At 38.9% G+C, this 16745-nt stretch carries 13 protein-coding genes; 12 read left to right on the top strand and 1 reads right to left on the bottom strand.

Annotation, left to right across the window (positions count from 1 at the left end; all coding sequences use genetic code 11):
• Window position 1 precedes the first annotated feature (1 nt).
• The 5 genes from HDE68_RS07250 (at window position 2) to HDE68_RS07230 (ending at window position 7663) form a co-directional block, all read left to right on the top strand.
• The gene (locus tag HDE68_RS07250; protein WP_183880469.1) at window positions 2-760 is read left to right on the top strand and encodes a LytR/AlgR family response regulator transcription factor; all 759 of its coding nucleotides are present in this window, start codon (window positions 2-4) and stop codon (window positions 758-760) included.
• A 154-nt stretch (window positions 761-914) separates the two neighbouring features.
• A complete protein-coding gene (locus tag HDE68_RS07245) occupies window positions 915-2090 on the top strand; it encodes an efflux RND transporter periplasmic adaptor subunit (protein WP_183880467.1) in 1176 nt (391 codons plus the stop codon).
• A gap of 53 nt (window positions 2091-2143) precedes the next feature.
• Window positions 2144-5284, top strand: a complete 3141-nt coding sequence (locus HDE68_RS07240) for an efflux RND transporter permease subunit (RefSeq protein ID WP_183880464.1) — start codon at window positions 2144-2146, stop codon at window positions 5282-5284.
• An 11-nt stretch (window positions 5285-5295) separates the two neighbouring features.
• Window positions 5296-6711 (top strand): efflux transporter outer membrane subunit, encoded by a 1416-nt coding sequence (locus tag HDE68_RS07235; protein ID WP_183880463.1) that lies wholly within the window; start codon window positions 5296-5298, stop codon window positions 6709-6711.
• Window positions 6712-6817: 106 nt separating this feature from the next.
• Window positions 6818-7663, top strand: coding sequence for a YitT family protein (locus HDE68_RS07230; protein ID WP_183880461.1), 846 nt, complete (start codon window positions 6818-6820; stop codon window positions 7661-7663).
• Between the two features lie 4 nt (window positions 7664-7667).
• On the opposite strand, the gene HDE68_RS07225 is transcribed toward HDE68_RS07230, so the two are convergent.
• A complete protein-coding gene (locus HDE68_RS07225) occupies window positions 7668-9065 on the bottom strand; it encodes a S41 family peptidase (RefSeq protein ID WP_183880459.1) in 1398 nt (465 codons plus the stop codon).
• Window positions 9066-9399: 334 nt separating this feature from the next.
• On the opposite strand from HDE68_RS07225, the gene HDE68_RS07220 reads away from it, so the two are divergent.
• The 7 genes from HDE68_RS07220 to HDE68_RS07190 all read left to right on the top strand — a co-directional run bounded on the left by HDE68_RS07220 (window position 9400) and on the right by HDE68_RS07190 (window position 16662).
• The gene (locus HDE68_RS07220) at window positions 9400-9948 is read left to right on the top strand and encodes a hypothetical protein (protein WP_183880457.1); all 549 of its coding nucleotides are present in this window, start codon (window positions 9400-9402) and stop codon (window positions 9946-9948) included.
• 200 nt (window positions 9949-10148) lie between these two features.
• A complete protein-coding gene (locus HDE68_RS07215; protein ID WP_183880455.1) occupies window positions 10149-10463 on the top strand; it encodes a hypothetical protein in 315 nt (104 codons plus the stop codon).
• A 1-nt stretch (window position 10464) separates the two neighbouring features.
• A complete protein-coding gene (locus tag HDE68_RS07210; protein ID WP_221300692.1) occupies window positions 10465-10794 on the top strand; it encodes a hypothetical protein in 330 nt (109 codons plus the stop codon).
• Window positions 10795-11928: a glutathionylspermidine synthase family protein gene (locus HDE68_RS07205; protein WP_183880453.1), complete on the top strand. Its 1134-nt coding sequence runs from the start codon at window positions 10795-10797 to the stop codon at window positions 11926-11928. It begins immediately after the preceding gene.
• A 40-nt stretch (window positions 11929-11968) separates the two neighbouring features.
• Entirely contained in the window at window positions 11969-13780 is a 1812-nt protein-coding gene (locus tag HDE68_RS07200) for a serine hydrolase (protein WP_183880451.1), read from the top strand.
• 285 nt (window positions 13781-14065) lie between these two features.
• Window positions 14066-15631, top strand: coding sequence for a hypothetical protein (locus HDE68_RS07195; protein ID WP_183880449.1), 1566 nt, complete (start codon window positions 14066-14068; stop codon window positions 15629-15631).
• A 143-nt stretch (window positions 15632-15774) separates the two neighbouring features.
• Entirely contained in the window at window positions 15775-16662 is an 888-nt protein-coding gene (locus HDE68_RS07190) for a helix-turn-helix domain-containing protein (protein WP_183880446.1), read from the top strand.
• Window positions 16663-16745 lie beyond the last annotated feature (83 nt).

Here is a 16745-nt window from a genome sequence, read left to right as displayed (position 1 = left end):
AATGAATGTATTAATCATAGAAGATGAAAAATTAAATGCGATACGCCTGCAAAAGATATTGCTTGAAATAGATAGCGAAATTAAAATCGTAGCTACACTCGATACGATAGCAGACAGTGTACAATGGCTGCGCACAAATCCACATCCCAACCTGATTCTAATGGACGTACGTTTAGCAGACGGAATTTGTTTTGAGATATTCACTAAAGTTGAAATTACTGCACCTGTCATCTTTACTACTGCTTATGATGAGTATGCATTACGCGCATTTAAAGTGAACAGCATTGATTACCTTTTAAAACCAATAGATATAGACGAATTAAAAGGAAGTATCTCTAAATTTAAGCAACAGAACACCAAAAAGATATCTTCCGGAACAATTGAAGAGGTCGTTGCGATTATTAAAAAACAAAATCCAAATTACCGCTCCCGTTTTCTGATTCCATACAGAGACGGCTACAAAACCATTACAGTCCCGGATATAGCCTATTTTTATTCAGAAAACAAAATTACCAATATCGTTACCTGCGATGCAAAGGAGCAGGCCATTTCCTATACCATGGATGAATTGGAAGAACAGCTGGATCCCGCAGTATTTTTTCGCGCAAACAGACAATACCTGATCAACATCAAAAGTCTGGAGAGTATTCACAATTATTTTAATGGAAAATTAAAACTTATGCTCGCACCCGCAGCACCATCTGATATCCATATCAGTAAGGAAAAGGCCAGTCAATTTAAAAGATGGCTCGATAGCTGATTCAGTTGCACTGAAGGTTGCTTCATCTGCCAATAAAGCGTTCTCAGTTATTTCCTCAGCTCTATTCTGTGTCTTTAATCATAAAATTGCAGCGTTGTAATCTGTATTTCAAATGAATATGGATTTCCGCAATTATGAAAATTCTAACAGACTCATGAAAGTTGAAAACAAATCTCTTCTATTACGAAGACCTGGCGTTTTATTTTATTCCGCATTACTGATCACTGTTTTATTTGGTTGCCGTTCAACGGAAGAAAACCAGGGCGCACAGGCACCTCCTCCAACAATACCTGTAATAACGCTTACTAAATCGGCAGTAACGACCACCAAAGACTATACAGGCACACTTGAAGGAAAAGTGAATGTCGAAATCAGACCTCAGGTAGATGGCTACCTGGATAAAGTATATATTGATGAGGGTGCTTTTGTTCAGGCGGGCCAGCTTCTGTTTAAAATTAATGATCAGCCTTATCAGCAGCAGCTAAATAATGCAATTGCCGTTATGCATGCTGCAGAAGCAACATTGAGCAATACACAGCTTGAAGTAGATAAGGTTGTTCCTTTAGTTAAAAGCAATGTCGTTTCACCTATACAGTTGAAAACAGTGCAGGCTGCTCATCAGGTAGCAAAAGCAAATCTTGAGCAGGCTAAAGCTGCTGTAGGTTCTGCAAAGATCAACATTGCTTTTACCAATATCAAAGCTCCGGTTAGTGGCTTTATTGGCAGAATTCCACGCAGACTGGGTAGTTTAGTTGGCAAAAGTGATCAGCAGCCATTAACAACACTTTCGGATGTACATGAAATTTATGCTTATTTTTCTATAGGAGAAAGTGATTTCATCAATTTCAAAGCACAATATTCTGGTAAAACACTGACCGAAAAGATTAAACAAATACCACCTGTTTCATTACTTCTTGCTGACTATACTACTTATCCGCATAAAGGGCACATCACTATGGTTGACGGACAATTTGACAAGAATACCGGATCAATCATGCTAAGGGCAACATTCCCGAATGCAGATGGTTTGCTGCGCGCAGGGAATACAGGAAAAGTTAGAATTGATCAGGTTCATGAAAGCTCTTTAATGGTTCCTCAAGCCTCGACAATGGAACTTCAGAATAAGGTCTTTGTCTATAAACTGGCTGACAGCAATAAAATCAGCAGGGTAATGATTGATATCGCTGGTAAAAGCGGCGCAGACTATCTGATTAAAGGAGGCCTGAAACCTGGCGACAGAATTGTATCCACAGGGCTTGACCACTTACAGGAAGGTATGGTCATCACACCTGGCAATTCACCGGCTGCTGCAAAAATTGCAAAAAAATAATATGAACATAAGCCGGGTAATGAATTAACCCGGCATCATCCTACAATGACCCCATGTTTAAGAAATTCATAGAAAGACCCGTACTCGCTACGGTGATCTCCATTTTGTTATTAATACTCGGATTTCTGAGTATGACAAAACTCCCGGTTACGCAGTTTCCGGATATTGCACCACCAAGTGTATTCGTTACGGCCGTATATCCTGGCGCGAATGCAGAAACAGTAGCTCGTACTGTCGCCCCCTCTCTGGAGGATGCGATCAACGGGGTAGAGAATATGACTTATATCAAGTCAACCTCCAGTAACGACGGTGCTTTAAGCCTCCAGGTTTATTTCAAATTGGGAACAGATCCCGATCAGGCCGCAGTAAACGTACAAAACAGAGTATCCCAGGCCGTAAGTCAATTACCTGCCGAGGTTGTTCAGATTGGTGTAACTACGCAGAAACAACAAAACAGTATGATTATGTTCATGTCTATTGCTGATGAAAGTCAGAAATATGATGCTGCTTTTGTAGAGAACTATGCGAAAATCAATATTATTCCAGTACTGAAAAGGGTTTCAGGAGTTGGTAACGTTACCGTATTTGGAAATAAAGATTATGCCATGCGGATTTGGTTAAATCCAGAGCAAATGGCTTCTTATGGCTTAAGCCCCCAAGAGGTAATGACAGCTATTCAGGATCAGAACGTAGAGGCGGCCCCTGGTAAATTCGGGGAAGGAAGTAAAGAAGCTTTTGAATATGTTCTGAAATACAAAGGTAAATCCAATCAGCCTTTAGGTTTTGAAGAAATGATTATCAGGGCCAATGCTGACGGCTCAGTTTTACGGGTAAAAGATGTTGCCAAAGTCGAATTCGGCTCTTATACCTATAGTGGTGACACCTGGGTGGACGGTAAATTTGGTGCGGGTATGGCTATTTATCAAACAGCAGGATCCAATGCAAATAAAGTACAGGAAGAGATCAATGCGGCAATGGAAAAGTTATCCAAAACCTTTCCAAAAGGCTTGAAATATCAGACCCCGCTGAGTACAAAAATTCAGCTGGATCAATCTATTTCGCAGGTTATACATACCTTAATAGAGGCCTTTATCCTGGTATTTATTGTTGTATTTATTTTCCTTCAGGATTTCAGATCTACATTAATCCCGGCGATTGCGGTACCTGTAGCCATTATAGGGACATTCTTTTTCATGCAATTATTTGGGTTCTCGATTAACTTGTTAACCTTATTTGCACTCGTTCTGGCCATTGGAATTGTAGTAGATGATGCTATTGTGGTCGTCGAAGCTGTACACGCTAAAATGGAGTATGAACATCTTCCTGCACGCCAGGCTACTTTATCTGCTATGCATGATATTACAGGAGCAGTAATTTCCATTACATTGGTTATGGCCGCTGTATTTTTACCCGTAGGATTTATGGAAGGGCCTACCGGAGTATTTTACAGACAATTTGCCTTTACGCTAGCTATCGCGATTGTAATTTCTGCAGTGAACGCACTGACTTTAAGCCCTGCATTATGCGCTTTGTTTCTGAAAAATAACCATACAGATCCAGCTAAAAAGGCAGGGTTCAGCGAGAAATTCTTCACCGCTTTTAATACTGGCTTTTCTGCTATGACAGATAGGTATATTAAAAGTATTAAAGTCCTGATTCGTTTCAAATGGGCGAGCTTTGGTGCTTTAGCTTTATTAATGCTGCTAACCTTCTGGATGCTGCGCACTACACCAAAGGGATTTATTCCGGATGAAGATGGCAGTTTTGTTGTTTTCTCTTTAGCTATGCCTGCCGGATCTTCTTTAGACAGAACAGGTCAGGCTTTGAAAAAAGCAGATAGTATTATCAAAACAATACCTGCAGCAGAAAACATTACCAGTATTTCTGGTTTTGATATGCTGAGTAATGCAACCAGTCCCTCATTTGGTGTTGGTTTCATCAAACTAAAAGATCTGGACAAAAGAGGTGATGTAAAAGATATCAATGAAATCATCGGTGTGATGAACCAAAAGTTATCAACCATTCTGGAAGGTACCATATTTGTATTCACTATGCCTACAGTTCCTGGTTTTGGAAATGTCAGCGGACTGGAGCTTGTTTTACAGGATCGCACAGGGGCCAGACTTGATAAATTCAGCGAAATCGCACAGGGATTTACCCAGGAGCTGATGAAACGCAAAGAAATACAAGCTGCATTTACTACTTTCCGGACAGATTATCCACAGTTGGAAATGGAAGTTGATGCGGTAAAAACCAAACAGCTGGGCGTGAGTATAAAAGACCTGATGGGAGTTATGCAGGCCTATTATGGAAGTATACAAACTTCAGATTTCAACCGTTTTGGCAAGTATTACAGAGTTGTTGTACAGGCAAATGTAGCTTCAAGAGCTACTCCTGAATCAATCAATGGGATCTTCGTTAAAAATGCGGGCGGACAAATGGTTCCTGTCAATACCCTGATCAAACTGAAAAGAGTATATGGCCCTGAAACAGTATCAAGATACAACCTTTTCAATGCAATTAGTATTAATGCAATGGCTAAAGCAGGTTATAGCACAGGTGATGCCATCAATGCGACAGAAGAAGTTGCGGCGAAATATCTGCCCGCAGGTTATAGTTACGAATGGACAGGGATGTCTCTGGAAGAAAAATCATCAGGCGGACAGGCCGCTACCGTATTCGGATTATGTTTATTGTTTGTTTACTTCCTGCTGGCTGCCCAATATGAGAGTTATATTTTACCACTGGCAGTTATTCTTTCTGTGCCGGTAGGTATCCTGGGCGTATTGTTAGCAGTAAACATGGCCGGATTAGAGAACAATATTTATGTACAGGTTGCTATGGTCATGCTGATCGGCTTACTGGCTAAAAATGCAATTCTGATTATAGAATATGCTGTACAGCGCCGTAAAGCAGGGATGACACTGTTAGAGTCTGCATTAGAAGCATCGAAACTCAGACTGCGTCCGATCATTATGACTTCACTGGCATTTATTGTAGGGTTACTTCCTTTGATGCGTGCTGTAGGTCCATCAGCATTAGGTAACCGTTCTATTGGAACTGGTGCCGCAGGCGGAATGGTACTGGGTGTAATACTAGGTGTGTTTATCATCCCGGTACTGTACGTCGCCTTTCAGTATTTACATGAAAAGATCAGTGGTACGCACAAAGAACAGAATTTAACGGGTCTTTAGAAATTTTGAACATGAAACTGAATAAATATATATACGTTTTATCAATCCCATTAGTCTTATCCGCTTGCAAAACAGGAAAGGATTATATCAGGCCTCAAACCGTGCTGCCAGAACAGTTCAACACCAGAACAGCAGCAGCTGCCGCCGGCCCAAGTATAGCAAAGATTGCTTATAAGGACTTCTTTACAGAACCTGCTTTAAAGCAATTGATAGACAGTGCCGTGCTGCGCAATTTTGATCTGGCTTTTGCAATTAAAAATATAGAGAGTGCAAAACAAAGCTTGAAAATGGCCAATGCAGCCCTTTTACCTGAGCTTAATTTACAAGTAAATGCAGCCAGTAACAGATCTTCAGATAATAGCCTGAACGGAATGAGTGCTGCCATGTTTACTGGTGCCAAACATATAGAAGATTATAATGCAAACTTAGGGTTATCATGGGAGGCAGATATCTGGGGGAAAATCGGCAGACAGAAAGAAGCCGCACTCGCTACTTATCTGCAAACAGAAGCTGCTGCCAGAACTGTAAAAACACAGGTTGTAGCCAATGTGGCCCAGGGATTCTTCAATCTTCTGATGCTGGATGCACAATTAGAGATCGCGAAACACAATGTACAGCTTAATGATAGTACCCTGATTGTTATCCGTTTACAAAAAGAATCAGGACAGGTAAATAGCCTTGCGGTTCAACAGGCTGAAGCACAGCAATTATCAGCGGCATTACTTGTTCCTCAGCTAGAGCAATTGATTGCAATACAGGAAAATGCATTAAGTACGCTGGCAGGGACTTTTCCTTCAAAAATTGAAAGAAAAGTGAGTTTAAGCGCATTTTCTGTAGCCGAACATTTAACAACAGGCATCCCAGCTGATATACTGTCAATCAGGCCGGATGTTAAAGCAGCAGAACTAACTGTAATGGCTGCAAATGTCCGTATAGGAGCTGCACAGGCCAGTATGTATCCTTCTTTAAAAATTACCGCGAGCGGGGGTATTAATACTTTTACAGCGAGTAATTGGTTTAATATTCCAGGCTCATTATTTGGTACGGTAGCCGGAGGGTTAACGCAGCCGATATTTCAACGCCGCCAACTGAAAACACAACTTGAATTAGCTAAAATAGAAAAGGACAAGTCTGTTATAGAATTTAAGCGGTCAGTGATCAATGCGGTTACCGAAGTAACAGATGCACTTGTGAAGCTTGATAAATTAAAAAAACAACGTGAATTACAAGATTTAAGGGTACAAACACTAAAGCAGGCTATCAAAAATGCCGATATGCTTTTTAAAAATGGAATGGCCAATTACCTGGAAGTGATTACTGCGCAAAGTAATGTTTTACAGAGTGAATTGAACCTCATGGATATAGAACGTCAACAGCTCAGTGCAATGGTAGATCTTTACCGTTCCTTAGGCGGAGGATGGAATTAGTTATGTAAAAACCAGATTTGTTTTAGATATTTGCAGGATAAATATCGCTAGAAGCCTTTTTAACGATCGCTCAATCCTATTTTACCTCTTTATCTAAAACAACATCATGGCAACGCCGGCAACAAAAGAACATGTAAAAAATATCGCACTGATAATTTTAGGGACCCTTATTTTTGCCTCAGGAATCAATTATTTTGCCATTCCAAATAAATTATCTGAAGGTGGGGTAATTGGTCTTACTATTGTTGCCTTTTACTACTTCCACTGGTCTCCAGGAATCTTAAACCTGATCCTGAATGCTATTCTGATGGCAATAGGCTATAAATTACTAGACAAACGTACAATCGTATATACGTTATTTGGCATCTTTTTCTCTTCTCTGTTTCTATTTCTTACAGAGAATACGCATCCACCTTTAACTTCTGACCCTTTACTAGCCGCTATATTTGCAGGTCTTTTTGTAGGCGGGGGGATAGGCCTGGTCTTTCTGTCCGGAGGGACTACTGGTGGTTCTGCAATTATAGCCCGCCTGTTTCAAAAGCTCTGGGGCTGGAAACTAGGCACAGCAATGCTTATTGTTGATATTGTAGTCATCGGACTGTCTACATTCATTATAGGCCCCGAAAAGACGATGTATACCCTGGTAGCAGTCTACATTGGCGCAAGGGTTGTTGATTTTATCGTTGAAGGATTTAATACGAAAAAAGCCGTTACCATCATCTCTGTTCAATCTGTTATCATTGCCGAAAAAATAACAAAAGGCCTGGTAAGAGGAGCTACAGTACTGCATGGTCATGGTGCTTATACCAAAGACCGGAAAGAAGTCATCTATGTAGTAATCAGTAAACCCGAACTCATAGAGTTAAAGAATATGGTACATGAAACCGATCCTGATGCTTTTGTTGTCATCCACGATGTGCATGATGTTTTTGGCAAGGGATTTACGATTTAGAAAATTATTTTTTCTCTAAATACCGCTGCGCTTCTGTTATCCAATTTTGGGCAGTGGTCAATATACGATCGGGCTTAATACCTATATTATCTATACCTTGTCCTTTATCAACTCTTCTGCTCCTGCTGGTTGCGTAATGGAGTGCATATGGCATACAGTTAAATGAGATATCTCTAACATTGGCATAATCTAATACACCAGCAGAGTTTTCACCCATAATTATCACCTTTTTACTCTGTTTTGCAGCCAGTAAAAATTGCTCAGTTGTTGACCCGCAGCCTTTATTAATTAAGATCACAATCTTTTTAGGGAATAAGTTTATACTATCCAGCACGAGGTCTTTGTCAGCTCCGAGGTCAATAAACTCATTTTTATGCGATTCCATTGCTGCCATCTTTTCGCGGATAAATACTTTCTGATCTTCAGGCATATCATTCAGCTTTAGCAATCCTGCCCAACCTGCAATGTTATCGTCCGAAGACAAGATATCCGGACCTATCGTTTGAATTGGATTGGTATAAAGATATGGGATAAGCGCCCGATAGGAGAAATCTGCTCCGCCTCCATTGTTTCTTAAATCCAAAATCAGATTAGGCGTTTTTTCTAAAATTTCTTTGTTAAAAAGCATTAAAGAGTCAATACCCTTAGCATTTCTTTGGTTAAAGGTTCCAATCCGGATATAGAATGTCTGGGCAGAAAGCAATTTGCTGGAGATATCATCGAGCGAAACTTTTTCTGCTTTTACCCTGCTTGTCCCTTCTCTTTGCCAATCGCCTATTGCATTCTGACTGATTTTCAGAGACACAGATTCAGGTGTGCAATATTTATCGTAGGCTATTCCCTTTAAAATATTTTTCTGCTCTTTTAATTCCAGCATCACAAAACCCGGTTTCCAAGCCTTGATTTTTGATTCCAGGATTACACCAGCATAATCACGAAAGCCATTTTCACTTTTGATTACAGCTACTTTATAAACAGAATCCTTATCCCAGTAAATTCCTTCTATGCCAACAGATTTCTTTAAGTTACTTAACACTTGTTCATCCACTACCTGCTTTTCAACACTTGCAAACAGCCTTTCCTGATCGGCATCATATTTCTCTTTAGAAAGTCTGTTACGCCCTACTTCAATATGACCATCCTTAAAAAACCCAATCCATTCATTAATAAGGTTAACGCAGTAGGGTGCCGAAGTAATATTTTTCGATCTCTCCAGTACCTGAGCACTATATTTCTGATAAGCCGCACTGGTTTTGGGATTTACTTTATCCCTGAACCCGGCATAATTCTTTTCTATTTTATCCTTGACATATTGAAACTCTTCTGCACAATTACAGTTTTGGGCAAAGGTTTCCACATTGACTAGAAAAATAAGAAGGATAGAAAAAAGAATGGCTTTCATAAAATTTAATTGATAATGCTATCAAATATAAAGGAATCTGATAGACATAAGATCAAAGAGATAAAAATAGCAAGCAGGATTAACAGTATTTAACGCTTTTACATTCAGCTCTTTACTACAGAGCACGCCATGTTCTATCAAAGAATAATTTTCAATATTATCATATTTATAATTCCATAAAGAAATTACACACCTTAAATATCAAATACATAAAATAATAACTGAATTTATTATTAAATAATATAAATTATAGATACTGTATTTTAATCTTAAAAATAATTAAATTTAAAATACATTACAAACAACTGATATACAACAACCTAACCAAACATCTATGAAAAATTCAACAATTTCCAACCTGTTAAAGTCTAAAACGACAATTTTCGTTTTAGCAGGCATGATGACTCTTGCCTCATGTAAAAAAGACCTTGAAGTACAAAGTCCTGAATCGCAAGCCTCTTCGGCAAAAAATGTCGATGCTGCTGCCCCTGTCTGGCGCAAAGCTAATCTTACCAATTATGAATCTTATCCGGATCCGGGTAGCGAAGAATGCGTTAAATACAATGGCTGTACATGGTCCGGTCAGTTTGCTTTTTTAGAAGGGACGCAGTCTTTAACATGGGTAAAAGCTAATAAAATAGCATCTATCCATTCAAAAGATGCCGGTAAGTACAGATTAAAAACACTGAGAATTAAGCAGGGAAGTAAACAGATTGATGCTAAAGTTTATGATAATTGTTCAGATTCAGATTGCGATGGATGCTGTACTATAAATGCAAATCAAAATGGCATAGGGTTCTTAATAGATCTTGAAAAATATACGATGCAGCGTTTTGGAGGGAGTGATGGTATCGTAGAATGGCAATGCCTGGACTGCGGTTAACAAAATCCAAAACTCATTTTTAATCTAAAGCGCTTTTATAAACTCAAACAAAATGGTCTTTCCAGATAGGAAAGACCATTTTGTTTGATAGCACTACGCAACTTTACAAATTCATTGGACAGACCACAACTTATCACCTGATTTTTCTTATCGCGTTAAGATTTCTTATCTTTCCCGCAATAATTGATCAAATAGAACTCATGAAAAAATTAGTACCCGCGATCTTTGTGTTGTCTTTGATGGCCTGCAAAGAGAAAAATGACGATAAAGTCAAAGAGGTAGATAAAAACGGCTCAGTTGAAACCAAAGTCCATATTGCGCATCTGAATGACTCTCTTGATGTGATGAACACTGAGCATATATTCTGGGTTAAAAACAAAGACGTTAAAAGAGTTGTCAGACTGGACACAATACCTGCATTGGGATTCACAAATGAACAGGGGGAGAACAGTTCAGGCCAGGACACGACTTTAAAGGTCAGGAAAAACTATCAGATCTTTATTACAGTAAATTAATATGAAGAAATCAAAAGTTGTATCCCTGGTACTTATTACCGCAGCACTGGCTTCCTGCAGTAAACCCAAACCAGACTGGGATTCCAATGAAGTCTATATGCGTTCTGACACTACAGCGAACTATACTCATACACAGGGTGCACATCTCTCGCCATTTCTATGGTATTATGCATTCCGGCCATATGGTATGTTTTACGGCGGCAGATATCATCATTCAGGTTATTATTCCTCTTCACTTTCTGAGCGTTCAAATATTGGCAGATCGGCCATGAAAGGCGCTGCAATAAGAGGTGGTTTTGGAGGCTCACATTCATTTTCTGTTTCATCATAAATGCAAAGACATAGTATTACCCCCAGAAACCACTGGCAGGCAGCTGTAGAGAAATTGGGCTTTGGCTTCCATACTTCTGATATTCCTTACTGGGATGAGACTGCATATTATGAATTCTCACTGTCGGAGGTTAATAAAATTGAAACGGCTACAGCCGAGCTTTGGGGCATGTGCCTTGAAGCTGTACAATATATCATAGACCATCAGCTATATCATAAGTTTGCAATCCCGGAGAAAGCTATAGCACTTATTGAAAAAAGCTGGAATGATGATGTACCTGCAATATATGGCCGTTTTGACTTCGGATTTGACGGAAACGATTTAAAACTATTTGAATTTAATGCCGACACGCCGACTTCTTTATTTGAAGCTGGAATTGTACAATGGTTCTGGCTGCAGGATTTTGCTACGCATAAAGATCAGTTCAATTCTGTTCATGAACGCCTGATTGATTATTGGAAATATCTGAAACCTTATCTTCATGAAGGGCCTTTACATTTTGCCTGTGTCAAACAATCACTGGAAGACCTGACTACTGTAGAATATATGAGAGACTGCGCCATACAGGCAGGAATATCAACCAAACTCATTTTTATTGATGACATTGGATGGGATCAGGAAGAATGCGAATTTGTAGATCTGGAAGATCAGGAGATTAAGAATATTTTTAAGCTTTATCCATGGGAATGGATGGTAAATGAACCTTTCTTTGATCAGCTATTGTTAAACCCCGAAGTTTACTGGATAGAACCTGCATGGAAAATGTTGCTTTCCAATAAAGCCCTGTTGCCGGTCTTATGGAAATTATTTCCAAACTGCCCTTATATTCTGGAATGTTATTTCGAGGAGGAGAACAGTTTAAAGGATTATGTAAAAAAACCAATTTATTCAAGAGAAGGAGCGAATATCAGTATTATCAAAAATGGGAAGACGATAGAAGAAACAAAGGGGATATATGGCAGGGAAGGTTATATCTGCCAGAAGATCTTTAACATTCCGCGGTCCGGAACTAAAATTCCTATTATAGGTTCGTGGATTATAGGCCAGCAGCCCTCAGGTATGGGCATTCGCGAAGATGATAGTTTAATCACAGGAAACACTTCTTGTTTCATCCCGCATTTGATTAACAATTAGTTATCTTTATTTTCATAAATCACCCTGATCAATCTTCATTATGAAAAACAAAGCTACTGTAGGTATTCTGTTTTTAATCGCTTCTCTATACTGTCATAATATTTTAGCTCAAACTGATCACGGAATCAAGGCAGAGATAAAGAAAATTGAGACCGGATTAATACCCCCGGTACGTTTTGAAGGGGACTCCGTATGGACTATTGAACAAAGAATGAAATATTATGGTGTGCCTGGTCTCAGTATGGCCGTCATAAAAGATTCAAAAATAATATGGATCAAAAGTTATGGCGTAACTGATCGGGAAACCAAGCTACCAGTTACAGGACAGACGCTCTTTCAAGCAGCTTCAATCAGCAAACCGGTAAGTGCCTATGCGGTACTAAAAGAGGTGGAAAGAGGAAAAATCAACCTGGATGAAGATGTAAATTCATATCTTAAATCATGGAAGCTGCCGGAAAATGAATTTACAGCAAAAAAGAAAGTTTCCCTGAAATACATTCTTAGCCACAGCGCCGGACTCACTGTTTCAGGCTTCGCGGGCTATGCAATTCCCGATAAGGTTCCCACACTATTGCAGATACTTAATGGAACAGCCCCAGCTAATTCTGGAGCTATTCGGGTATACAAGGAACCAGGAGGCAGTTTTAATTATTCAGGAGGAGGATATTGCATTGCACAGCAAATGCTAATCGATATAGAAGGTAAACCATTCCCTGAGATCATGCAAGAACTGGTACTGGACCCGCTTGGGATGAAAAACAGTACTTATAGTCAACCCTTACAAGCAGATCAATTGAAATGGGCAGCAACAGGTTACCTGCCTGATGGGAAACAAACCACAGGAAAAAGACATACCTATCCCGAAATGTCTCCTGCCGGTCTCTGGACTACTGCCGAAGATCTTGCGAAATTTGCAATTGATATACAATTAACAGTAAAGGGACAAAGCGAAAAAGTACTGACGCAGCAAATGGCAGATAAAATGACCAGTCCATTGATTGAACCTTTTGAAGGTCTTGGAATTTTTCTTGAGAAGAAGCAACAGGATATCTATTTTAACCACGGAGGGTGGAATGAAGGTTTTTCAAGTAAAATAATCGCTCATAAAAATAAAGGCTACGGCCTGGTAATACTTACAAATGGCAATCAGCCAATGCTTATTGAAGAATTAATACGTTCTGTAGCAATTAATTACAATTGGTCAAACTATGTATTACCCATTTATAAGAAAATACAGATTACAGCCGCTGATATAGAAAATAATGGTGGCAGGTACCGGTCCGAAAAATATGAGTTAATAAAAATCTATGCTGATGGAGAAAGACTCTTCCTTCAAAAAAATGCAGAAGAACCTGAAGAACTATTCAAAGTTGCAGCAAACACTTATGCTTTACGAAACTGGGAAGCACAGACTAAAATTGTTCGTAACCCTTCTGATCATATCAGGTATATAGCTTCTGTTTTGAGTACCGATTCGGTTTCATTTGTGAACCCCGAGCTAAAAACTGAAGAAAAAGTCCCTTTTGAATTCATACTGGATGATCAGTTTGAAAAAGCACTATCTGCCTATAAGCAGGCAAAAACCGAAAGCCCGGAACACTTTGCACTAAGCCAGCCTTACATCAACAGACTAGGATACCGATTCTTAAAAACCAAAGAATTTAAAAAAGCTATAGATATTTTCAAAGTAAATACAATATTGTACCCTAATAGCGGAGATGTCTATGATAGTCTTGGTGAGGCTTACCTGGCGGCAGGAGATAAAAATCAAGCAAAACTAAACTACTTACTATCATTAAAACTTGATCCCAATAATATGAATGCAGCTAAAATTATTAAGAGCCTGGATTAGTATCCAGTACCTATAATATATACACTACAGTTGTGAACTTAATTTAACTTTCGATTAACAATCCCCATTAATCATCGCTCAACTCATCCATATGGTAAAAAGATCGATACAGATCATTTTTTCTCTAAATTCTTCCTACATTTCTAAAATAGAAAAAAATGACATAAAAAACAAAAAAAGCAATTACATTTCTTTAAAAAATCAACACAAAATACTAGAGATTAAACAACAAGCAACAAAAAAGAACCATATTCTACAGTACACAACAAACCAAAACCAATACCTATGTATTCAAAAACGACTAAACACTTTATTTTTTTAACTGCATCTTTACTCGCATTTTCGTCGTGTAAAAAGGACCACACAGTAATACCCGGAAAAGAGCTCGCTACCGACAAAAAAATAAATTATATTCCGTCTGCAGATTTAATCTGGACCAACCAGACTTACCCTTGGTTCAATACAAATATTCTCTCTCCGTTTGCGGGCGGGACTTCCAGAGAGTTTCCTACAGAATACATGAGTGATATGAAGCCAGCAGATGGGTGGGAACTTTATATGAATACTTTTGCTGTAAATCCGGTTGATACCCAAAAGAAGTATTTCGTTATATACAACAGATACAGGGGCCTTTTACGCATCTATTATTATTTGGATAATACTAATTTTAGTCCAACAAAGAATATTGTCTGGGAACTAGGCTTAAACGGTACCGCAAATAATTCCAAAGTACTAAACTTTGAACAGGGGGAATTAGTCGATAACTCCATTAAATTACTCTATACAACCAGAGTACAGCTGGAGAAAAAGGTACAACCGAATGGCTGTTGGTATGCAGAACAATTTGAGCTGGCATATGACGAATCAATTTATCCTCAAAGCTATGCAGCTAATGTGTTAAAAATAGGATTAATGGGGCAGGATGTAACTAAATATAGCTTCACAGGTAGTCAGACCGGCACAATTGACGGAACAATACAGGTCCCTCAAAAAACAGGAAGCTCTTTGTGGTCAACATTAGTTAATGGCGCAATGAACCTTGGTATGGGAGCCATCAGTTCAGGTGCTTCTGCTGCATTAAAAAGTATTTTCAAAGATGGGCTTAGCGCATTGAAAATGTCACAAATAACAGAAGGAGCTCTTGAATCTATTAAATCATCAAGCGTCATTAAAGATCTCCCAAAAAGTATATTTAATGCTATTTTAGGTAAAAATGATACAGGGACTACTTACAGTACTGAGAAGGTAAATCTAAAAATAAACACTTCCATAAAACTTGAGGGGACCGGAACAGGCTCTCCTACTGGTCTGGGAACCTTCGATGTCCTTTTCTCCGGGACTCAAAACCTAACTGCCCCTGAAAGCGGTATAATCCCAATATACACGAAGAAACTCGGGGTTTTTAATATCGTAGGCACTCCGATTATCAAAAAATGGATGTACAAATACGATGGAGAGGTTGACTCTCAGACAACAGCAGAATTTGCTCTTGACTATAACTCTTTTTCCATGATATGGAACCCGGATTTGATTAATCAGACACCAGACGGAGCGAGCATTCAGAATTTAAGAAAGCAATTTGTTTTAATTGATGTTAAGAGTCCTGTAAAAGGAACCGGATATGTAGGGGAGTATATTACGCCTCAAACTGAAACATTAGTTGCCATGACCGGTGACGGCACAGCCTCTTTTACAAGAACTTTCAAAACAAGCCAGGCTCCCAGCTGGGGACCATCAGTAGGGGCTTATGCTGTAAGAATTTCCTTTGATGTGGTACCAAATAACGGAAGCACAAAAACAACAATTATTAAAACTATCCTGGCCACTTCTGCTGATGTTGATCCAGAATAATTAAATTAGTTTCTCACAATACTTTAAGAGCCTGCTGACAACAAATCATACCACTGTCCTCAGGCTCTTATTATTTTCAAACCTGGCTTCGCTACCCAAAAACCGATCAATGCTTTTTCTCTTTGAAATATTTAACTTTGTCTATGAGTTTACCAGAGGAAGCAGGCATCACAGACCAATATTTACAAAACATAAATACTGAGCGTACACAATTCAGGGTAGCCGACACCTGCACAGCCAACTGTAGCCTGGCTTCCTATAACCGTCGTGATTTTTATAAAATCACACTAACGCTGGAAGGTAACAGTATACTTTATTATCCCAACAGAGCTATTGAGATCAACGGCCCTGCATTAGTATTCACCACTCCCATGATTCCCTATTCATGGGAAGGCAACCCAGAAACCAAAGTAGGACACTTTTGTGTATTTACAAAAGAGTTTCTTCAGGAAAACGGGCGTACGCACAACCTTGAAGAATCAAATTTATTCAAGCCTGGTGGTGATCCTGTTTATTTTCTGAATGATTTGCAAGCCGATTACATCAATAGCATCTTTAACAGGATGAAACTGGAACAGGAGAGTGAATATATTTACAAACATGATCTTATCCGAAACTATCTGAATCTCATCATTCACGAAGCGATTAAAATGCAGCCTGCCATCGCCTATTTTTCGCCGCAGAAAGCGTCATCGCGCATTGCGAAATTATTTTTGGATCTACTGGAAAAACAATTTCCCGTAGACTCCCAGCAATATACCCTTATACTCAAAAAAGCAAGTGACTACGCCGACCTGCTTGCTATTCACGTTAATCATTTAAATGCAGCAGTAAGTGAGGTGACAGGCAGGTCAACCACTCATCACATTAATAACAGAATACTTGCTGAAGCAAGGTCTTTATTAATGCATACCGACTGGAATGTAGCAGAGATAGCACGCAGTCTTGGTTTTGATTATGCTTCATATTTTAATAATTTCTTTAAAAAGCATACCGGACAAACTCCAATGACTTTAAGAAAAACTCTTTGAAAAGTATAAGTATTGCTTTGAAATTCTTAATTGGAGTTCAAATTCCAGCCCATACATTTGTATTACATAAAAAAGATTTTAAC

The sequence above is a fragment of the Pedobacter cryoconitis genome, from assembly GCF_014200605.1.
Lineage (GTDB): Bacteria > Bacteroidota > Bacteroidia > Sphingobacteriales > Sphingobacteriaceae > Pedobacter > Pedobacter cryoconitis_B.
Note: the sequence above shows the minus strand (reverse complement) of the source record. Positions and strands in the feature narration are given on the sequence as shown.